19 protein-coding genes and 1 tRNA gene are annotated in these 19481 nt (G+C 60.9%); 11 read left to right on the top strand and 9 right to left on the bottom strand.

All coding sequences use genetic code 11. From position 1 onward, the window contains the following. Window positions 1-77 precede the first annotated feature (77 nt). The 3 genes from gyrB to KUA11_RS05555 all read left to right on the top strand — a co-directional run bounded on the left by gyrB (window position 78) and on the right by KUA11_RS05555 (window position 3981). Window positions 78-2519 (top strand): DNA topoisomerase (ATP-hydrolyzing) subunit B, encoded by a 2442-nt coding sequence (gene gyrB, locus KUA11_RS05565; protein ID WP_217409371.1) that lies wholly within the window; start codon window positions 78-80, stop codon window positions 2517-2519. A gap of 102 nt (window positions 2520-2621) precedes the next feature. Further along, entirely contained in the window at window positions 2622-2963 is a 342-nt protein-coding gene (locus tag KUA11_RS05560) for a hypothetical protein (RefSeq protein ID WP_217409499.1), read from the top strand. A 514-nt stretch (window positions 2964-3477) separates the two neighbouring features. Further along, window positions 3478-3981, top strand: coding sequence for a hypothetical protein (locus KUA11_RS05555; protein ID WP_217409370.1), 504 nt, complete (start codon window positions 3478-3480; stop codon window positions 3979-3981). A gap of 112 nt (window positions 3982-4093) precedes the next feature. Here the strand turns inward: KUA11_RS05555 and KUA11_RS05550 are convergent. The 7 genes from KUA11_RS05550 to hisG all read right to left on the bottom strand — a co-directional run bounded on the left by KUA11_RS05550 (window position 4094) and on the right by hisG (window position 8584). Next, window positions 4094-4169 (bottom strand) — tRNA-Phe (locus KUA11_RS05550). 66 nt (window positions 4170-4235) lie between these two features. Beyond that, window positions 4236-4421 (bottom strand): DNA gyrase inhibitor YacG, encoded by a 186-nt coding sequence (locus KUA11_RS05545; RefSeq protein WP_217409369.1) that lies wholly within the window; start codon window positions 4419-4421, stop codon window positions 4236-4238. Continuing rightward, window positions 4414-5538 carry a ribonuclease E/G gene (locus tag KUA11_RS05540; RefSeq protein ID WP_217409368.1) on the bottom strand — a complete coding sequence of 375 codons (1125 nt, stop codon included), beginning with the start codon at window positions 5536-5538 and terminating at the stop codon, window positions 4414-4416. Before KUA11_RS05540 ends, KUA11_RS05545 begins: the two co-directional genes overlap by 8 nt. After that, entirely contained in the window at window positions 5526-6122 is a 597-nt protein-coding gene (locus KUA11_RS05535; RefSeq protein WP_217409367.1) for a Maf family protein, read from the bottom strand. Before KUA11_RS05535 ends, KUA11_RS05540 begins: the two co-directional genes overlap by 13 nt. Window positions 6123-6170: 48 nt before the next feature. Further along, window positions 6171-6389, bottom strand: a complete 219-nt coding sequence (gene infA, locus KUA11_RS05530) for a translation initiation factor IF-1 (RefSeq protein WP_146889024.1) — start codon at window positions 6387-6389, stop codon at window positions 6171-6173. A gap of 108 nt (window positions 6390-6497) precedes the next feature. Continuing rightward, window positions 6498-7790: a histidinol dehydrogenase gene (gene hisD / locus KUA11_RS05525; protein ID WP_217409366.1), complete on the bottom strand. Its 1293-nt coding sequence runs from the start codon at window positions 7788-7790 to the stop codon at window positions 6498-6500. Between the two features lie 56 nt (window positions 7791-7846). Next, complete coding sequence (hisG, locus tag KUA11_RS05520) at window positions 7847-8584, bottom strand: ATP phosphoribosyltransferase (protein ID WP_217409365.1); 738 nt, start codon at window positions 8582-8584, stop codon at window positions 7847-7849. Window positions 8585-8757: 173 nt separating this feature from the next. On the opposite strand from hisG, the gene KUA11_RS05515 reads away from it, so the two are divergent. The 5 genes from KUA11_RS05515 to KUA11_RS05495 all read left to right on the top strand — a co-directional run bounded on the left by KUA11_RS05515 (window position 8758) and on the right by KUA11_RS05495 (window position 14568). After that, on the top strand, window positions 8758-9759 hold the full coding sequence (locus KUA11_RS05515; protein ID WP_217409364.1) for a glycosyltransferase family 2 protein: 1002 nt from the start codon (window positions 8758-8760) through the stop codon (window positions 9757-9759). A gap of 112 nt (window positions 9760-9871) precedes the next feature. After that, window positions 9872-10573, top strand: a complete 702-nt coding sequence (locus tag KUA11_RS05510; protein ID WP_217409363.1) for a YggS family pyridoxal phosphate-dependent enzyme — start codon at window positions 9872-9874, stop codon at window positions 10571-10573. Between the two features lie 90 nt (window positions 10574-10663). Further along, entirely contained in the window at window positions 10664-12652 is a 1989-nt protein-coding gene (locus KUA11_RS05505) for a potassium transporter Kup (RefSeq protein ID WP_217409362.1), read from the top strand. Between the two features lie 4 nt (window positions 12653-12656). Next, window positions 12657-13859 carry a radical SAM family heme chaperone HemW gene (gene hemW, locus KUA11_RS05500; protein ID WP_217409360.1) on the top strand — a complete coding sequence of 401 codons (1203 nt, stop codon included), beginning with the start codon at window positions 12657-12659 and terminating at the stop codon, window positions 13857-13859. Window positions 13860-14037: 178 nt separating this feature from the next. Further along, a complete protein-coding gene (locus KUA11_RS05495; RefSeq protein ID WP_217409359.1) occupies window positions 14038-14568 on the top strand; it encodes a hypothetical protein in 531 nt (176 codons plus the stop codon). Window positions 14569-14613: 45 nt separating this feature from the next. Here KUA11_RS05495 and KUA11_RS05490 read toward each other — a convergent pair whose 3' ends face one another. Both KUA11_RS05490 and KUA11_RS05485 read right to left on the bottom strand, forming a co-directional pair. Then, on the bottom strand, window positions 14614-15156 hold the full coding sequence (locus tag KUA11_RS05490) for a peroxiredoxin (RefSeq protein WP_217409358.1): 543 nt from the start codon (window positions 15154-15156) through the stop codon (window positions 14614-14616). Between the two features lie 3 nt (window positions 15157-15159). Next, window positions 15160-16563, bottom strand: coding sequence for a lytic transglycosylase domain-containing protein (locus KUA11_RS05485; RefSeq protein ID WP_217409357.1), 1404 nt, complete (start codon window positions 16561-16563; stop codon window positions 15160-15162). Window positions 16564-16789: 226 nt separating this feature from the next. Here KUA11_RS05485 and KUA11_RS05480 point away from each other — a divergent pair, with 226 nt between their 5' ends. The 3 genes from KUA11_RS05480 to trhO are packed head-to-tail and all read left to right on the top strand — an operon-like array spanning window position 16790 to window position 19476. Beyond that, a complete protein-coding gene (locus KUA11_RS05480; RefSeq protein ID WP_254454701.1) occupies window positions 16790-17713 on the top strand; it encodes an ABC transporter permease in 924 nt (307 codons plus the stop codon). Between the two features lie 15 nt (window positions 17714-17728). Beyond that, window positions 17729-18556: an ABC transporter ATP-binding protein gene (locus KUA11_RS05475; protein WP_217409356.1), complete on the top strand. Its 828-nt coding sequence runs from the start codon at window positions 17729-17731 to the stop codon at window positions 18554-18556. Further along, window positions 18556-19476, top strand: coding sequence for an oxygen-dependent tRNA uridine(34) hydroxylase TrhO (gene trhO, locus KUA11_RS05470; RefSeq protein WP_217409355.1), 921 nt, complete (start codon window positions 18556-18558; stop codon window positions 19474-19476). Before KUA11_RS05475 ends, trhO begins: the two co-directional genes overlap by 1 nt. Window positions 19477-19481: the final 5 nt, after the last annotated feature.

Genomic DNA, 19481 nt, shown 5'->3' with positions numbered 1-19481 from the left:
CTGCTGGTCCGCAGCCTTCCGAGCGGCTATAAGAAAACTCACACACTAGCTCGAACGACTGGAGCACTCCGCGCATCATGACCGATTCCGCCACGCCTGAGATTTCCGCTGAAAACGACGAGTACGGCGCGTCCTCCATTTCGGTGCTCAAAGGGCTGGATGCGGTGCGCAAGCGGCCGGGCATGTATATCGGTGACACCGATGATGGCTCGGGTCTGCATCATATGGCGTTCGAGATCATCGACAATGCGGTGGACGAGGCGCAAGCCGGCTTTGCCAATCATTGCGAGGTGACGCTCAACGCCGATGGCAGCGTGACGGTGCGTGACAATGGACGCGGCATTCCCACCGATATGCATGAAGAAGAAGGGATCAGCGCCGCCGAGGTGGTGCTGACAAAACTTCACGCAGGCGGCAAGTTCAATCAGAATTCCTACAAAGTTTCCGGTGGCCTGCACGGCGTGGGCGCGGCTGTGGTGAACGCGCTGTCGGAGTGGATGGAAGTCCGCATCTGGCGCAATGGCCTTGAGCATGTGATCCGCTTTGCGCATGGCGAGCGCACCGAAGAGCTAAAGGTGGTGGGGCCGTCCGATGCCGAACGCGGCACACAGGTCACGTTCCTGCCGAGCGGCGCTACGTTCGCGAAGACGGTCTTCGAATTTCCCATTCTGGAACGCCGTCTGAGGGAACTGGCTTTTCTCAATTCCGGCATGAAGATCACGTTGCGCGATGCCCGCACCGATCCAATGCGCGAAGAGGTGTTCCACTATGACGGAGGCCTGATCGCTTTTGTGGAATGGTTGGATCGTTCGCGCACGCCCATCATTGTGCCGCCGATTTCAGGCAGCCTTGAAAACCCCGATAATGGTATCAAGGTCGAGTTCGCGCTGACGTGGAACGACAGCTACCACGAGACGATGCTGTGCTTCACCAACAACATCCCGCAGCGCGATGGCGGATCGCATCTGGCCGGATTCCGTCAGGCTCTGACACGCATTGTCGGAAAATACGCCGAGGGCATTGCCAAGAAAGACGCAGGCACGCTCACGGGCGAAGACATGCGTGAGGGGCTGACGGCAGTGCTTTCGGTGAAAGTGCCGGACCCGAAGTTCTCGTCGCAGACTAAGGACAAGCTCGTCTCCTCCGAAGTGCAGCCGGTGGTGCATACGGCTGCGGCCGATATGATCGGTCACTGGTTCGAGACGCATCCGAAAGAGGCGAAGCTTGTCGTCGCCAAGGTGCTCGATGCCGCGTCTGCCCGTGAGGCGGCACGTCGTGCGCGTGAACTGACCCGTCGTAAAGGCGTGCTCGACATTTCCTCGCTGCCGGGCAAGCTGGCGGACTGTCAGGAGCGCGATGCGTCCAAAGCCGAACTGTTCCTCGTTGAGGGTGACTCCGCAGGCGGCACGGCCAAGCAGGGGCGGGATCGTCGTTTTCAGGCGATCCTGCCGCTGAAGGGCAAGATCCTGAATGTGGAGCGCGCGCGTTTCGACCGGATGCTCGGTTCGGCGGAAATTGGCACGCTGATTACGGCGCTCGGCACCGGCATTGGACGCGGGGAACCGGAGCAGGGCGGCTTCAATATTGAAAAGCTGCGCTACCACCGTATCGTTATCATGACCGATGCCGACGTGGATGGCTCGCATATTCGCACATTGCTGCTGACGTTTTTCTTCCGCCAGATGCCAGAACTGATTGAGCGCGGGCATCTCTACATCGCCCAGCCGCCGCTCTACCGCGCCAAGCGTGGCAATGAAGAGCGGTATCTCAAGGACGATGCGGCGCTTGAGCAGTATCTGCTCGACAAGGCGCTCTCAAACGCCACGTTCACGCTTGGCAACGGCCGGACGCCGGAAGGCGAACAACTCGAGGCCGAGGTCAACTTTATGCGGGAGGCCGCGCGGGTCATAGGCCGTCTGTCGGTCCGCACACCATCGTGGATCATTGAACAGGCAGCCATTGCCGGTGTGTTCGATGCCGACCGTGGCGCGGCGCTGGCGCGTGTGCCGGAACTGCAAAAGCGTCTGGATGAGGCGTCTCCTGTAGCAGAACGGGGCTGGAAGGTGTCGCTCAGCGAGACAGGGCTGGAAATGGCCCGCAATGTGCGTGGTGTGGGCGAAGTGTGGCGCGTGGAGGCTTCATCGCTGAACAGCGCGGACGCACGCTGGCTGGCGGCCAATACCGAACGTCTGATGGACGAATATGCCAAGGACGCCGTGTTGAAGCTGGACGGTGGCACCGAGATCGCAGTGGCGGGACCAGCTTCCGCCTTCACACGCCTTCTGGCGCAGGGACGCAAGGGGCTTGCGATCAATCGCTTCAAAGGTCTGGGCGAGATGAATGACGAGCAGTTGTGGGACACGACGCTCGACCCCGCCACACGCACGCTGCTGCGTGTTCGTGTGTCTGACATGGAAGAAGCTGGCGAAGTGTTTTCCACCCTCATGGGAGACGTGGTGGAGCCACGCCGTGACTTTATCGTGGGGAATGCGCTCAAGGTCGCCAATCTCGACGTCTGAGGATCATGTCTTCCGCCGTATCTTTTCAGGTGCGGCGGGAGGCGGCCTGCCTATAGCCGGAGTGTCTTCGTGATCGTTCTGGATCACCCGTATTTCTGCGACATGCCGGACAGTGTGCGTTACATGCGCCCCGAGACATTCCCTCGGCCGTTTATCGAGAAGGGAATTGTCTTTGTCCTGCCGGACAAGTTGAAGAATTTTCGGAAAAATCTTTTTCATGTCCGCAGGCGCGACGACGACAGTGCGGCAACCTATGTGCCGCTGTTTCGTGCGAAATGTATTCTGGAGAGCGATCCGCAACCGCCGGGTTTACTCGGACCCTACGATGTATATCCGTTCTATACGAAAGTAGCGCGGAACCGGCGGCATTATCTTGATTACTACATGCTGTTTCTGTTCAGCGGCCAGCCTGAGTTTGCACGGTTTCGGGCGTTGACGGAATGAGCTGCGTTTTGTGGCTGCGTCCGCTCATGAGCGAGGCGATTGCTATTGGTCGTGAGTGCACCTGAAAATCCGCATTGCGCAGTACATGGGGCGCGCTATCAGGAGGTTGTGAGGTTTAAACACTTCGTATCTGCACAAAAGTGCAACCTTATCGAAAATATATTCGTAGAATCGAAAGAATGCAGAGATGTTACCATGAGATAAGATCTCTTCATTCATATGCTGATGGTAGAGAGTGATGTTGTGGCGATATTATTTTTATATTAAAAATTCATTCTAACATCTCTATTTATACTTTAAATCGTTTTTGTTGTATTTCGTAAAATTATGTTTATTTGCATTGTGTGTTGGATTGGTGTGATATCCCATTGATATATAACATATATTTGGTTTTCGTGTGAATATTTACGGAAAGCATTAATAGTTTGGAGAGTGTTTGTCGAAAATATGAAAATCCCGCAGTGGCCGACGTTCTGTGGTTTCCTTGAAAAGTTGCGGGATTGATCGGAGATGTATGATGGATATTGATTTTTCAGGCGCAATAGCCTCGCTGGAGCTATCTATCGATTTAGGCCAAATCAAGCCGGAAGTCAGCCTGTCGGCAACGACGAGTGAGTCAGTAAAATCGGAATCTGGCGCTGGTGCATCAACGATACTTGACCTGTCATCAAAGGCAGCATCAGCTATATATAAGTCTGGTCCAGTCGTTCTTATTCCAAAAGGCAACAAATATATTCCTGAACCAGCAGGAACAATTATTAATGGAATACCTGCGCCCCAGATTAAAGGCGCTATTACCTTGAAGGACGGCTTTCAGTACGATGTCACATCATCGTCTGTCTCGCTTTATACAGCGGCCGGAACCTCCGTTAATAGCAGTCAGACACCGTTGTCTGTGTCACTTGGAATGGATCGAGAATCAGAAGCGGCAAACAGTAAGGAGGCGTTGATTGCAAAACTGTTTTCGAACACAACGGAGGACAAAAAGAATGTCTCTTCGTATCGGACATCAGCTTGAGAGATACTCTTTTGAGAACTCAAGGCAATACTGTTTCAGTAGAAAATACTGCGTTGCTTTTTCTAAGAGGAGAGCAATCTGAGGACTAAGTTTTTGATAAACTTATTTGGAATGGTGCCCAAGACCGGGATCGAACCAGTGACACTGCGATTTTCAGTCGCATGCTCTACCAACTGAGCTACTTGGGCACCGTGCTGAAGGGGACGTATCCCCGTCAGGCATGAAAAGGCGTTTAACCCGACAGACGGCGAAGATCAAGACAGCAGATCGTCATCTTTGCGAGATTTTTCGTCCTCTTTGTCAGCAATCGGTTCCGGCACGCGGTAATCGCCAGAAAACCAGCGTCCCAGATCCACGTCGGCGCAGCGTCGTGAGCAGAAAGGGCGAAAAGCGGGCGCGCTCGGCTTGCCGCAGATGGGGCAACGGGTCTGTTCAGTCACGTGCGGATCGTCCCTCGACAAGGTTCCATGACAACGGTGGCAGCGAAGGATCGCTGATGATCGTTAGCGGATGTTCACACCATACAGTGACGTCGTTCACCGCCAGCGGATCCTCTTCCAGCGCTCGAGCAAGTGTTGTGCCGGCTTTCAGAACGGGGCGCAGCCCGGATTGACCCGCGCAGTGTGCAGCGACTTCCCGCAGGGCAGCCAAAGCGCGTCCGTGCGGGCTGGCCAGCTCTTCGTGCAGAGGCGCGTGAGTGCGAGCACGCACGATTTCAATCAGACCAAGCGCCGTGATGCCGAGGCATCGCGCACGAAGAGGGTCGGCTTCCAGCGCTTTGTCCACGCAATCGCGGAGCGCCTGTCGTTTGCGGGTGGACAGACCGGCCGGGTCGATCAGGATCGCGCCCGAAAGATTGCGCAGAACAATCTGGCGCACGATCGCAGGCAGGGCGTCGCGGTTGAGAGCGAACTGCGCCGTCTGCTTCGGGAGCGAGGCGTTCGCTGCCGTGCCGCTGTCCATGTCGATGGCCACCAGCGCTGGCGTGGGCGTGATGGTGGCCGCCATGCCGCCGGGCAGGGAGACATCGGGAACGCTCAGGGCATCTACGGCGTCCGCAATGTCCTCATCCCATGTTTGCGGGACGATGCGGACACGTTCCCGTAAGCGGCTTGGTACACGGGCAGCAAAAGTCGGCGTGTCGATCAGGATGTCACCCGTCCAGCGCTGTGCCATTTCTTCCAGAGCCGAAGGACCGGGTTTCAGAAGTCCCGGAGAGGCCGCAGGCATCTCGCGGGCAAGACTCAGGCGTGGCCCTTTGTTCCCCATGGGCGCGCGAGTCACGCGCACGGTGATGGCTTCGCCTTCGCACAGTGGAGGGTGATGTTCTTTCAGGGACAGGAAGCCATCGCTGCCAAAACCGGGGAGCGCGATGAATGCGCCGCCAAGAGTGGGCGCCAGTTTGCCGACGCGGCCTCGGAAAACGGCGCCCAGCAGATCCGGTTTTCCCGGTATCCACAGACCAAAATCTTTCAGAGTGCCATTTTCGAAAACGGCGATCCGGGCCAGTCCCGGTGAACAGGCCACCCGCAGGGCAGCGTCCGTCACGGCAACCATGCCCCTTTCTGACCGCGCAGAAGCTGAGCTGTCTCAAACAGGGGCAGGCCGATAACGGCTGAGGGGCTGCCGGACACGAAGCGGATGCAGGCGGCGGCCTGTCCCTGCAGCGCGTAGCCGCCCGCCTTGCCTTCCCAATCTCCACCGTCCAGCAAGGCTGTGATCTGGGCATCGGTCAGGCGTGAAAACGCCACAGCGGTCTCGACCACGCGCAGACCGCATCGTCCGTCCGGCCATGCGGCAGAGGGACGAACGGCCACAGCCGTGATGACAGTGTGACGACGACCTGAAAGCAGTCGAAGGCAGCGTTCCGCTGTTGCGCGGTCGGTGGCTTTGGGAAGAATGCGTCGCCCGAGCGCCACAACGGTATCGGCCCCGAGAATGAGAGCGGGATCGGATGTGCGCGTGGCGACGATCTCGGCCTTGGCGCAAGCGAGACGCTCGGCGTAGGGACGCGGCAATTCACGCGGCGCGGGCGTTTCATCGAGGTCGGGCGCGTCGATGCGGTCAGGCGTCAGTCCGATCTGGGCAAGCAGAGCCAGACGGCGGGGAGACGCGGAGGCGAGCACGAGCGCAGGGCGCACGCGACTCGACTCTGTCTCCGGGTGAGCGGGTGTTCCCGTCACGCAGGCTTACTTGAAGCGGAAGGTGATGCGACCCTTCGTCAGGTCATAAGGCGTCATCTCTACGCTCACACGGTCACCGGCCAGCACGCGGATGCGGTTCTTGCGCATCTTTCCGCTCGTGTGGGCAAGGATCATGTGCTCGTTGTCGAGCTTGACGCGGAACATGGCGTTGGGCAGCAGCTCCGTGACGGTTCCGCTGAACTCGATCATGTCCTCTTTAGACATTCTGGCTTCCACTCATTCTGTGTTTCCTGTCCCATCTGGGGAAATGCAAGGTCGGGGTTATGGCCGCGGCACGGGGCCGCGGTCAAGTTTAGGTTGCGCGGCCGCGCCTCAGCGTTTGTCCAGCCGGGCCGAAATGCTGAGCGCGTGGGCTTCCAGCCCTTCGGCCTGAGCGAGTGTGACGCCTGCGGGACCGATGCGTTCCAGCGCAGTTTTATCGGCGGCGATGAACGTCGTACGTTTGAGAAAATCATAGACAGACAGACCGGAGGCGAACCGCGCCGTGCGCGATGTCGGCAGCACATGGTTCGGACCGCCGATGTAGTCTCCCACGGCTTCGGGGCAGAACCGTCCGAGGAAGGCCGCGCCTGCGTGTTTTGTCTTGGCAAAGAGGGCGCGTGGGTCGTCCACCATCAGTTCCAGATGTTCCGGGGCAATACGGTCCACCAGACGCGCCGCCTCGTCCCAGTTGGGAACGAGGATGATCGCACCGAAATCACGCCAGCTTGCTGAGGCAATGACCCGGCGTGTCAGCATTTCCAGTTCGCGGGCAACGGCTTCGGCCACACGATCGGCGAAGGAGGCGTCATTGGTGATGAGGATGGCCTGCGCCAGTTCATCGTGCTCGGCCTGTGCAAGCAGATCGAGGGCCACGAGTCGCGGATCATTGTTGGCGTCGGCCACCACCACCACTTCGGACGGCCCTGCGATGCTGTCGATCCCCACGCGACCGAATACCTGCCGCTTGGCTTCCGCCACATAGGCGTTGCCGGGACCGACGATGCGGTCCACCGGACGGATTGTTTTCGTGCCATAGGCCATAGCACCTACGGCCTGCGCGCCGCCGATACGGTATATTTCGGTCACACCTGAACGGCGGGCGGCCGCAAGCACCAGCGGGTTGAGGATGCCATCGGGGGTCGGCACGCACATGGCCAGCCGCTCCACGCCTGCGACATGGGCGGGAATGGCGTTCATCAGCACCGAGGAGGGGTAAGCCGCCTTGCCGCCCGGCACGTACAGCCCCACGGCGTCGAGAGAGGTCCAGCGTTGACCGAGCGTCACGCCGTCTGCGTCGGTGAATTCCATGTCCGTGGGGAGCTGGGCGCGATGAAAGGCCTCGATGCGGGTGGCCGCGACTTCCAGCGCATCGATCTGATCGCGGGGCACCTGTGCAATGGCGGCGTCCACTTCGGCGGACGGGATGGCAAGCCGGTCAGGTGTCAGTTCCATGCGGTCGAAGCGGGCGGTGAACTCGCAGATGGCTTCATCGCCCCGCGTACGCACGGCTTCAAGAATGGCGGCGACCGGGGCGTCCACCCGTCCGCTTTCGGTCTCGCGGTCCGCGAGCAGGGCGGTAAAGCTGGCCTCGAACTCCGGCGTGCGGCTGTCCAGACGTTTCATGGCTGTTCTCTCTGGTCTGGCATCCGTGTTCGGCATTGCTTCACGGATGCGGGCATTCAGGCAGCGACGGGCAGGAGAGCGTCGCGGAAGCGGGCGATAAGGGCGGCGATTTCTTTCGGGCGCGTCTTCAGCGCGGTGCGGTTGACCACTAGTCGGCTCGTGATCTGCATGATGGTTTCCACTTCGTGCAGGCCATTGGCGCGCAGGGTAGAGCCGGTGTCCACCAGATCCACGATCAGGCGCGAAAGGCCGAGCATTGGGGCCAGTTCCATCGCGCCATGCAGATGCACGATATCGGCGTTGATGCCGCGCTCTGCGAAGTGACGACGGGTGATGTTGGGATATTTGGTGGCAACGCGGATGCAGGAGTGACGGCTCCAGTCGTGGGCGTCGTCATCGCCATCAGGGCTTGCGACCGAAACGCGGCAACCGCCGATTCCGAGATCAAGCGGGGCATAAAGCTCGGGGTAATCGAACTCCATCATAACATCTGCGCCGCAAATGCCGAGCTGCGCTCCACCCTGCGCCACGAAAGTGGCCACGTCGAACGAGCGCACGCGCACGACGTCGAGATCGGGGTTGTTGGTGTCGAAGCGCAGACGGCGGCTGCTTTCGTCGAGGCAGTCGGAGGACGGCACGATTCCCGCGCGCGCCAGAAGTGGTTTCGCGCTCTTGAGAATACGGCCCTTGGGCAGGGCAAGAATCAGCTTGCCATCCGCCGCTCCGCCGTGATGCGGGGTTCCGGCACAGACGGGGGAGGGTGCTACAGGGGCCGGGTTCCGCTCGACAGTCATCCAACACTCCGGGGCGGTCGGGACGTGGGAATCAGGGGTCCGCGACGGCTTCATGATGTTCGCTGCCGCCTTACCATACTGCGCAAGGAGCGCCAAAACGGTGTGGTCGGTGGGCAGGCGGCACGCGGCGGCGTAGGGTGCGCGCAAACGCGAGAGACTGAAGCGAGGGCGCCATGGCGCGAGTAAAATGCGTGATGATGCAGCGTGACGAGACGCTGCTGCTGGAGCCGTGGTTCCGCCATTACGGGCATCTGTTCGGTTTTGAAAACCTCGTGGTTCTGGATAATGGCTCCGTCGAGCCGGACGTGCTTACCACGCTCGATCGCTACGCCCGGGCGGGCGCGCAGGTTGTGCGGGGTCTTGGCCGCACCATGGATTTTGAGGCCAAGGGCCAGTACGTCCGCCAGATCATCGAACACTGGGACACGGCGGAGGATTATGACTTCGCCCTTCCCGTGGATTGTGACGAGTTTCTCGCGACTTACACCGCTGGCGGGTTGAGCTGCGCGCGAGGGGCCATTCACGCGACGCTCGATGCATTGATCGGGGAACAGCGCGCCATGCAGATCCGCTTCAACCCGGCGAACGTGCCGGGCGTGGCGGGTGGATTTCTTCCGATGGATTTCCCCAAGAAGTTCGTTGCGCGCGGCACTGTGGGAGAGGTGGATCTGGGCTATCACGCCATCTCGTCGCGCGTGGCGGAAGGCTTCGTGGAGACGACGCTTGCCTATCTTCACATGCACAACAAACCGTTTCCCATGCTTGTGGAACATGCGGCACGCAAACTGCGCGACCGCGTGGACGTCACGGACAAGAAAGCGCTGAAGACTTTCGTGGGTGCGGGGATGCACCTGATCGATTACTTCTTCATGACAGAAGAAGACTATCTCGCGCGTTTCGCCAATGGCGTGTTTCTGCGTTTTCCGGGCGTGGTGAACCATTTCCGGGCTTTGGGAGTGTGCAACGAATTCTTCGGCACGCTAGCCCCTATGGAGCCTGAACGACCGCTCGACCTCGTGGAACTGGTGGAGGTTGTGGACGGTCAGGTCACACGTTCACGCCCATTCGACGCTCAGGCCTATATGGCGTTGCACGCAGACGTGGCGGCCTCAGACATGTCCGCCTTTTACCACTACTGCGCATTCGGGATGCTGGAAGGGCGAGGGATCGGGTGATCGTTGCATCCGGACATTTCTCGTCACCTGGTTTCCTGAAAAGGAGGGTGATTGTCTGCTGCTCGTACGCGCCCTCTTGACCCTCCGCTTGCGTGCGGCATTTTGTGCCATCATGGATATCGCATCTTCCCAGCACGACGTGGTGTCGGCACTTGCCGGTGTGCGGGCTCGCATAGAGCGGGCGGCGCGTGAAGCCGGACGTGATCCGGCGGATGTAACGCTGGTGGCCGTCTCCAAATTCCATCCGCAAAGCGCGGTCGAGGCTGCATTACAAGCGGGCCAGCGCGTCTTTGGCGAGAACCGCGTGCAGGAAGCCACGGCGAAGTTTCCGGCGCTGCGCAAGGCATGGCCCGATCTGAAGCTGCATCTCATCGGTGGTCTCCAGACCAACAAGGCGCGGGAGGCCGTGCGTATCGCGGACATGATCGAGAGCCTCGACCGGCCCTCTCTGTCGGATGCGCTGATGAAGGCAGCCGATCAGGAAGGGCGTCTGCCCGATCTTCTGATCGAGGTGAATACGGGTGACGAGCCGCAGAAATTCGGCGTTCCGCGTGAGGAAGCGGACGCTTTCATCCGGGCGAGCCGGGTGCGCTTCGGCGACAGGCTGCGCGGTCTGATGTGTATCCCGCCCGCAGGCCAAGACCCCATTCCGCATTTTCAGTTTCTACGTCGGCTTGCCGATGAGCACGGGCTTGCCGTGCGTTCCATGGGCATGTCGGCGGATTTTCCACAGGCCATTGCACAGGGTGCAACACTGGTGCGAGTGGGAACGGCCATCTTCGGTGCCCGGCCCGCAGGACTTGCGGCGAACTGACCGGGGCCGGTAAGTCAGCCGGACATTGAGAGACCCGCAGGCACGGTCGGGGCATGTGTGCATACCGTGCGAGGGAGTGTGACTCGGAATATGACTGCAAGCGCGACACCGCCGGACAACCACGCGGTCCCTTCGCCACCTTCGAACGGCCAGGAACCGGCGAAGAAGGCTGGAGCGTGGAGCGCTGAGTTCGGAGCGGACCAGCCGCAACACGCGGCTCCGCCGGTCGGCTTTGCCGCGCTTTTGGGCGTTCTGGGTGTGGTCTATGGCGACATCGGCACCAGTCCGCTCTATGCACTGCGCTCCACGATCGAGATCGTCTCGGGTCATCACGCGGTCCAGAACGCGGAAGTCATGGGCATTGAAAGCCTGATCTTCTGGACCCTGATCGTGGTGGTGACGTTCAAATACGTCCTGCTCGTCATGCGGGCCGATCACAACGGGGAGGGCGGCATTCTCGCGCTGGCGTCATTGGCCCAGCGTGTGACGGCCAATAGCCGTGTGCGGTTGGTGCTCGGCCTGACCGGCATCGCGGGCGCCTGTCTGTTCTTCGGTGACGGTGTGATTACGCCCGCCATTTCGGTGCTGTCGGCCATTGAAGGTGTGGAAATCAGTGTGCCGGGTGCGCGGGACTTCGTGATCCCGATCGCCATCGCCGTGCTGATCGGACTGTTCAGCGTGCAGTGGGTGGGCACAGGCAAGGTCGGTGCCATCTTCGGGCCGGTGATGCTGCTGTGGTTCGGCTCCCTGGGCATGATGGGACTGGTCCAGATCCTCCATCACCCGGGCGTTCTGCTCGCCATTTCGCCGCTTTATGCCATCCTGTTCATCATCCACCATGGAGCGCTGTCCTTTCTGGCGCTCGGTTCCGTGGTGCTGTGCGTCACCGGTGCCGAGGCGCTGTACGCCGACATGGGACATTTCGGGCGCCAGCCCATTCGCTATGCGTGGCTGTTCTTCGTGCTGCCCATGCTGGTGCTGAACTATTTCGGCCAAGGCGCACTGGTGATGTCTCACCCGGATGCTCTGGCCAATCCGTTCTTCATGATGGCCTCGAAGTCGATGCAGATCCCGCTGGTGATTCTCGCGACATTTGCCACCGTGATCGCCAGTCAGGCAGGCATTTCAGGCGGCTTTCAGGTCTGCCGCCAGCTCATCCAGCTTGGCTATCTGCCGCGGATGCGGATCGTGCACACGAACGCGGAAGAAGAGGGGCAGATTTATCTGCCGGGCTTCAACCGCTTTCTCATGGTGGGGTCCATCCTGCTGGTTCTGGCTTTCCGTAGTTCGGATGCCTTGGCAGCGGCCTACGGTATTGCCGTGACGGGCACCTTCCTGTGCACGGATGCGCTGTGCTTCGTCGTGTTCCGGGGCCATTTCAAATGGGCGGCCCGTGCGGTTTATGCGACCTTCGTGCCGCTAGCGCTGGTTGATCTGACGTTCTTTTCCGCCAACGCGCTCAAAATCCCCGATGGTGGCTGGGTGCCGCTGATGCTCGGCTGCGTGCTGACACTGATGATGACGACATGGAAGCGTGGCCGCAGCCTGATCGTGGCCCGTCAGGGGCAGGACAGCCTGCCGATGGGGTCGTTCATTGCGCGTCTGCCGCAGTCGCGCACCATCCGTGTGCCGGGCATGGCTGTTTTTCTCACCGCCACGCCGGATTTCGTGCCGCCGTGCCTGCTGCATAATCTCAAGCACAACAAGATCCTGCACGATCACGTCCTGTTCGTGACGGTGGAAACGCTGGATCAGCCGGAGGCGGATCGTGGGCATCGTGTCGCTGTCGAGGAACTGGCGCATGATATTTATCGCGTGATCCTGCGTTACGGCTTCATGGAAACGCCGAACATCCCGCGCGCGCTGGAAGACCTGAAGGCCAACGGTGTGGACTTCGATCCGTTGCAGGCGTCCTACTTCATCTCGCGTGAACTGCTCACCCGTTCCTCTGTGACCAAGATGTCGCGTTGGAGATTCGCCTTGTTCATGTTCATGGCGCGCAATGCGACCCCGGCTACGGAGTTCTTCCGTATTCCGATGGACCGTGTGGTCGAACTGGGCGTGAAGGTCGCCATCTGACGGCGTGACGCTTTCTCCTGTCGCCCTCAATGCCTCATCGGCGCCATCCCGGCACGGTGAGGCATTCGCGCTCTACATTCACTGGCCGTTCTGTCTGGCCAAGTGCCCTTATTGCGACTTCAACAGCCATGTGCGGGAGCGCATTCCCACCGAGCGGTTTATCGCAGCCCTTCGGCGCGAACTGACGCACGAGGCAGAGCGGCTCGGTCGCCGCCGCCTGACGTCCATTTTTTTCGGGGGCGGCACGCCCTCACTCATGCCGCCCGAAGGAGTGGGTGCGCTAATCGCGGATGCCCGACGGCTTTTCGAGGCAACCGACGACATCGAGATCACGCTGGAGGCCAATCCGACGAGCGTGGAAATCGATCGTTTGCGTGGCTTCCGGGATGCGGGAGTCAATCGCGTCTCTCTGGGTATTCAGTCGCTTCGTGATGATGCGCTGAAGATGCTGGGGCGTGAGCATTCCGCCGCGCAGGCCGTGAGTGCTCTGGAAATGGCCCGCAGGCTTTTCCCCCGCGTGACATTCGATCTGATTTACGCCCGACCCGGTCAGTCACTGGCGGACTGGCGAGTGGAACTGGATCAGGCCCTTACGCTGGTGGCGGATCATGTGTCGCTTTATCAACTCACCATCGAGCCGGGGACACGTTTCGAGGGGTTGGCGCGGCAAGGCAAGATCGTCATGCCCGATGAAGACCACGCTGCAGCTCTCTATGGGGAAACCGGCGATGTCACGGCCCGCCATGGGCTCGCGGCCTATGAGGTGTCCAACTACGCACAGCCGGGCGCGGAAAGTCGGCACAATCTCGCTTACTGGCACTACGACGATTATCTAGGCATCGGTGCGGGTGCTCATGGACGGTTGACGCTGGGGGGAGAGTTGTGGGCCACGCGTCGGCACCGTGCGCCCGAACCATGGGCCGAGCGTGTGGAGGCGACAGGAACAGGGCAGGTGTCAGCGGAAACCCTCAGCCGTGAGGATCGCGCCCGCGAGATGTTGCTGATGGGGCTGCGGCTGGAGAGTGGTGTGGACGCCGCGCATTTTGCCGCTCGTGTAGGACTGCCATTGGAAGCGGCCGTAGATCGGGATGTGCTCGCGGCCTGTCTGGAAGAAGGGTATCTTGCCGCATCACCGGAGGGCGGACTACGCGCCACAACCAGTGGGCGGGTGCGGCTCGAAGCCATTCTGCCGCGTCTGGTGCTGTGAAGGTGGGTGGTGACATCATCAATGAAAGATCAATGATGCACGTCTGCATTGCCTGTCCGCCCGAATGCTTTATCAGGAAAGAGACGCGCTTCACCCGAAGACACGCAGAACGGCTTCTGGGCGTCGTGGGTGCATCTGGCGCGTGCCCCGTTGCAGGAGGACAGTCGTTTAGCCCGTCATGACGTCCGAAGATCCAAAGACCTCCGAACAGCCTGCCTCAACCGCCACATCTCCCGGGCAGATAACATTTCATGCCGTGGCATGGCTGGTGCAGCCCACATCCGGGGAAGGGTGGGTGGATGCGACGGACCCGGAGCGCTACCGTTCGCTGGGCTATGCGATCATGCCACTTGTGCGGGAAGATCAGGCCCTGACTGCCATCAAGGCTGCCGTGGAGGCCGAGCATGAGGTGGGCGTGCAGCGTCATGCCCGCGATCTGGTCGCGCTGGCGTCTGTCGTGCATCGGCTCAAGACGATCCTGAACGAAGGTTATGAGTACGACCGCGAGAAAATCCGCGCGGATCTGGTCGGTTGGGGATACATCGAACCGGATGGAGAGGACGGGGAGAGAGCTGTCGAAACGCCGGAAGGGCACAGACTTGCGGCAGTCATGGAACTGGAATGGCTGAAAGCGTCCGTGGAGCGTAAGACCGATCGCCACTTTCTCCGCGCCATTGCCGCCATGAAAAGCGCCGCAAAGTCAGACTGACACCGAACCGCGGGTATGTGTGTTCAGGATAAAACTGTTCCGGGATCAGTGACCCGAACGGGTCTTCCATTTTTCGAGTGTGGCCAGAGCGGTTTCGATGTGGCTGTCCGGAGCCCGGTCTTGATGAGCCGAAAGAATCCGTCCGTCAGGAGCGATGACGTAGGAAACGCGCTGGGCATGTTGATCGGATGTCTTGCGTGCATCGTAACGTGAGGCGACGGCACCGGTTGTGTCGGCGGCTACGGCAAAGCGACTGCGGCAGGCGCTGATGGAGAACCGTGTGACCGTTGCAAGGTCATCCATGGAGACGCCAATGACCGTTGCACCAAGAGCGTGAAAGCGGTCCATGGCGTCTGCGAAATCATGGGCTTCGATAGTGCAGCCGGGGGTGAAGGCGGCAGGATAGAAGTACACCACCACCGGCCCTTTACGCAGCGCATCCTTCAGTGAAAACGTGAAAGCATGGCCCGCAACGCTGGCCGGAAGCGTGAAAGCTGGCGCGGAATGTCCCACGGGGAGGGCGGCCTGCGCGGAGGACAACCCGAGTCCCGCTGTCAGCAGAGTGACCGCGACAAATCGCTTTCGCATGTTCTAGGTGCCTTCAGGGGAGACAACGACGCAGGGACCAGCGCTCAGTCGCCGACAGGCGTCCACGGCTTCATTGCGTGACAATCCTGTCAGGCGCGCGCGGTAGAGCTGGCCATGCGGCGCATGGACGCCGGCAATCTGGGCGCGGGCTCCGGCGAGATCACCGGAAGCGCGCGTGCGGGCGTGAGTGGCTGCCGCCTGCGCCATGGCCGGGGAACTGAACGCCCCCACCTGAATGGCCCAGTTCCGCGCACTTCCGACCAGTCCGACAGAGCGTGTCGTCTCGCGGGCGGGAAGACGCGAGGAGGATGCGCTCGCGGGGGACACCAGCGCAAAACGCGGACTGGCGACTCTCGATGAGGGGAGCGCTGCGTCCATCGAATGAACGACCACAGGAGCGGAAGCGGTGCTGGCCGCCTCCGAGGTGTTGTCGCTGCTGTCGGAAGAAGAGACTCCCTCCGCCTGCAGGCGCTGCTGCCAGGCCGCGCTGACGGATTGCGGCGATTCTACAGCATTATGCGACACTGCCGGGAGCGTCTGGGTATAGGCAGGCGCCGTCTCGTTGACGGGTGTGGTGTCCTCATCCGCGGATGCCTGCGCTTCCGCCACTTCCACCGGCCGCTCTGCGCCATTGGTCCGATGGGTCCAGGCGTTGCGTACGGACGCTGCCGTGGAAGAGGGCATGGCCGCTGCGGCATAGGCGTAGGCCGGGCTGCTGGTCGAGGTGTGGCTGGCTACGAGCAGATCGGCCTGCGAGCGGCTGGCGGGATAAGTGCCGATGATCTCGCGCCCGATGGCCGCGACATAGTTGCGTGTCTCGCGCGGGAGCGTGCGGTTATGGCCGAGAAACTCTTCCAGTCGTCCCGGTCCGGCATTGTAGGCGGCGAGGAAACCGGGGGAGCCGTAAATGTCGTACATCTGCCGGATATAGGCGGTGCCGGCCAGAATGTTGTTGTGCGGATCGTAAGGATCGCTGCCGAGATTGTACTGGGACCGCATGGTGTCGTAGGTGGGCGGCATGAGTTGCATCAGCCCCATGGCGCCGGGCGCGGACGTCACAAGCTGGCCATGGTGATAAAGCTGACCGCCCGACTCACGCTGGATCACGCTGCGAATCCATAGCTCGGGAACATCGAAGCGTTGCGAAGCTTCGGTGATGTAGGGCCCCCATGGATCATCGGAGCCGCCTGGTGGCGCGTAATAGGACTTGGCCTGCGCGCGGTAACGGGCCTCTTCCTGAGCCACCGAAATTTGCATATCGGAGGCGGGATTCTGGCTGGCGCAGGCCGATAGCAGGGCCAGAAGACCAAGGACAACGGGAACCTTGAGGTTCCGTGAGACGGCGGGGGGGCGAGAGGCCTTCGGCAAGATGGTGGTGTGGGTCCGTCCCGTCCGCAAGGTCTGCATCTCCGCTCTCGTCTCTGATTCCGGTGACAGGAATACTGCCCGTTGCCGTCGATTGCACGTGGTTTGTCTGGATTCTCCGGGCGTCGTTGCAGACGCTGCGGTTCATGGCCACAAATCTGTGACGCGATTGTGGCCCGAACGTGGCAGAGGCGACGCTCCTTGCGTCACTGAACGGAGAGGAGTGCACAGTTGCCGCGTGCGGTCCGGATGGGCTACGCGAAGGCCCATGAACATCCCTTCCGGTCAGCCACCCGTGGCCTCACAGGATAAGGACAGCGGCTCATCCTCCGATGTGCTGCTGGCGCCTGTGCGCGTGCAGACGGTTCCGCCCATGGTGCGTCGCCTGCGCGCGTTGCCCCGTCGCCGGGTGGTGCTGGCGCTCGAAGACATCGCGGAAGGGTTGCATCTATGGCGACTGGCGGTCTCGTTGGGATTGCTTGACATCCGGTTGCAGTTCCGTGGCTCCACGTTCGGTCCGCTATGGCTCACGCTGGGCACGGCTATCATGATCGGCGCGATGGGTGGTATTTATGGCCAGTTGTTCCATCTCGTGCTGCGCGATTATCTGCCCTATCTCTCCATCTCCATGATCCTGTGGCAGGTGGGCATCGCGTCCATCACGCAGGAAGCCTGCATGTGCTTCATCAGCGCAGCGTCCTCCATCCGGGCCACACGCCTGCCGTTCTCGCTTCAGGCGCTGCGGGTAATGGTGCGCAACGGCGTGACGTTCGGCTACAACATTATCGTGCCGATCGGGGTCTATCTGATCTTCGGGCTGTTGCCCGGTCCCGTGGCGCTTCTGGCTCTGCCGGGCCTGCTGGTGTGGGGCATCAATGCGTTCGCGTTCTGCCTGCTGCTTGGGTCCATTGCCGCGCGGTACCGCGATATACCGCCGATCGTGAGCAGCGCGGTGCAGGTGGCATTCTACGTCACGCCGATCATATGGAACGCCAGTCAGCTTGGTGAGCGCGGGTGGTGGCTGATCTTCAACCCGTTCTATTCACTGCTTGAAATCGTGCGGGCGCCGCTGACGGGACATATGCCCTCACTGCTCATCTGGAGTGTGGCGCTCGGGTTGAGCGGTCTGCTCTGGGCGGCGGGTTTCTTCGTCTTCTCGCGGTCGCGGCCTCGGCTGGCGTTCTGGCTGTAGGGACATATGAGCACGATGACCGATATTTTGCCAGTTAGGGGCACGCAGGATGAGGAAAAGCCTTTTATCCGGCTCTCCCATCTCACGCTGGATTTTCCAATCTTTCATGGCGGCTCGCGCTCGCTGAAAAAGACCCTACTGCGGAGATTGAAGAAACCGCTGGAAGCGCAGGAGTCCGGTCATCGCACCGGAGGCGAGATTCACGATGCTGCGGGTGTGCTGCATGTGCGGGCGCTTAACGATCTGTCGTTGTCCATCGACAGCGGAGAGCGTGTGGGGCTGGTGGGGCATAATGGCGCTGGCAAGACGACCCTGCTGCGCGTGCTGGGTGGAATCTACGTCGCGATGCCGGGCATGGCGACTGTCCATGGCACGGTCGAGACGCTCATTAACCCCAATTCCGGCATGAACCCGGAACTGACGGGGCGCGAGAACATCGCCCTGCATGCCCAGCACAAGGCGTTGCGTCCGGCGCAGTTGCGTGCACTGGAAGCGGATGTGGAGGCGTTTGCCGGACTGGGCGAATTCATGGATCTGCCTGTACGGCTTTATTCCTCGGGTATGACCGTCCGGCTGGGATTCGGTTTGGCCACTGCGATCGCTCCCCAGATCCTGCTGATGGACGAGTGGTTCATGGCGGGCGATGCCGCCTTTCAGGACAAGGCGCGGGCACGGCTTGCGGGTGTGGTGAAGGGGGCGGATATTCTTGTGCTGACGTCTCATTCCTTGCCTGTGTTGGCGGAATGGTGCACCCGCGTGATCTGGCTGGAAGGGGGCGCGGTGCGGATGGACGGTCCGGCGGCCGATGTTCTCGCTGCCTATGAAAAAGCCATGGAACTCTGATGACCGACGACACTCTGCTGCCCGTGAGAGTGGTGGCGCTTTATCGTTTCACCCCTTTTGCCGACCACGAGACGCTGCGTCAGCCATTGGCGAAGCTGTGCTGTTCGCTCGGTGTGAAGGGCACGCTCCTGCTGGCGCATGAAGGCATCAACGGCACCATCGCAGGACACGATGACGCCATGGAGCAGGTGCTGACGCATATCCGTGCTTTGCCGGGATGCGCCGATCTGGGCGTGCGCGAATCCCGCGCCGCCGAGATGCCGTTCGGGCGCATGAAAGTTCGGCTCAAGCGCGAGATTGTCACCATGGGGGAGCCGGATATCGATCCCCGTACGGTGGTCGGCACCTATGTCGAGCCTTCGGCATGGAATGCGCTGATTTCGGACCCGGACACGCTCGTGATCGACACTCGCAACGATTACGAGGTGGCGGTGGGGACGTTTCGTGGCGCGGTCGATCCCGATATCGCCACGTTCCGGGAGTTTCCGGAATGGTTCCGCAAGCGTCGTGACGAACTAGCCGCGCAGGGCCGCACGCCCAAGGTGGCGATGTTCTGCACAGGTGGCATCCGCTGCGAGAAATCAACTGCGCTGGCGAAGAAGGAAGGCGTGGACGAAGTCTATCATCTGCGTGGCGGCATCCTGAACTATCTGGAGACCATCCCCGAGGCTGAAAGTCTGTGGGATGGAGAGTGTTTTGTCTTTGACAAGAGAGTGACGGTGACGCACGGGCTGAAGCAGGGGCAGTACGATCTCTGCCACGCCTGCCGCCGTCCGATCAGCGAAGAGGACAAACGCTCGCCGCTTTATGAAGAAGGCGTGAGCTGTCCCGCCTGTCATGACGAGCGCACGGACACGCAGCGCCAGCGCTACGCCGCGCGCGAGCAGCAGATGAAGCTGGCGCAGCAGCGCGGAGAGTAAATCCG

The sequence above is a fragment of the Acetobacter estunensis genome (assembly GCF_019083805.1).
GTDB lineage: Bacteria > Pseudomonadota > Alphaproteobacteria > Acetobacterales > Acetobacteraceae > Acetobacter > Acetobacter estunensis_A.
The sequence above is the reverse complement of the archived record's forward strand: the minus strand, read 5'-3'. Positions and strand labels throughout refer to the sequence as shown.

Bases quoted from the DNA above. Each gene is read 5' to 3' on its own strand.
- KUA11_RS05540 (WP_217409368.1), bottom strand. From the start codon at position 5,538: ATGGTTGCCGTGACGGACGCTGCCCTGCGGGTGGCCTGTTCACCGGGA.
- KUA11_RS05495 (WP_217409359.1), top strand. From the start codon at position 14,038: ATGACGTCCGAAGATCCAAAGACCTCCGAACAGCCTGCCTCAACCGCC.
- KUA11_RS05555 (WP_217409370.1), top strand. From the start codon at position 3,478: ATGATGGATATTGATTTTTCAGGCGCAATAGCCTCGCTGGAGCTATCT.
- KUA11_RS05480 (WP_254454701.1), top strand. From the start codon at position 16,790: ATGAACATCCCTTCCGGTCAGCCACCCGTGGCCTCACAGGATAAGGAC.
- hisG (WP_217409365.1), bottom strand. From the start codon at position 8,584: ATGACTGTCGAGCGGAACCCGGCCCCTGTAGCACCCTCCCCCGTCTGT.
- KUA11_RS05505 (WP_217409362.1), top strand. From the start codon at position 10,664: ATGACTGCAAGCGCGACACCGCCGGACAACCACGCGGTCCCTTCGCCA.
- infA (WP_146889024.1), bottom strand. From the start codon at position 6,389: ATGTCTAAAGAGGACATGATCGAGTTCAGCGGAACCGTCACGGAGCTG.
- KUA11_RS05490 (WP_217409358.1), bottom strand. From the start codon at position 15,156: ATGCGAAAGCGATTTGTCGCGGTCACTCTGCTGACAGCGGGACTCGGG.
- KUA11_RS05475 (WP_217409356.1), top strand. From the start codon at position 17,729: ATGACCGATATTTTGCCAGTTAGGGGCACGCAGGATGAGGAAAAGCCT.
- trhO (WP_217409355.1), top strand. From the start codon at position 18,556: ATGACCGACGACACTCTGCTGCCCGTGAGAGTGGTGGCGCTTTATCGT.
- KUA11_RS05515 (WP_217409364.1), top strand. From the start codon at position 8,758: ATGGCGCGAGTAAAATGCGTGATGATGCAGCGTGACGAGACGCTGCTG.
- KUA11_RS05510 (WP_217409363.1), top strand. From the start codon at position 9,872: ATGGATATCGCATCTTCCCAGCACGACGTGGTGTCGGCACTTGCCGGT.
- gyrB (WP_217409371.1), top strand. From the start codon at position 78: ATGACCGATTCCGCCACGCCTGAGATTTCCGCTGAAAACGACGAGTAC.
- KUA11_RS05485 (WP_217409357.1), bottom strand. From the start codon at position 16,563: ATGCAGACCTTGCGGACGGGACGGACCCACACCACCATCTTGCCGAAG.
- KUA11_RS05560 (WP_217409499.1), top strand. From the start codon at position 2,622: ATGCCGGACAGTGTGCGTTACATGCGCCCCGAGACATTCCCTCGGCCG.
- hisD (WP_217409366.1), bottom strand. From the start codon at position 7,790: ATGAAACGTCTGGACAGCCGCACGCCGGAGTTCGAGGCCAGCTTTACC.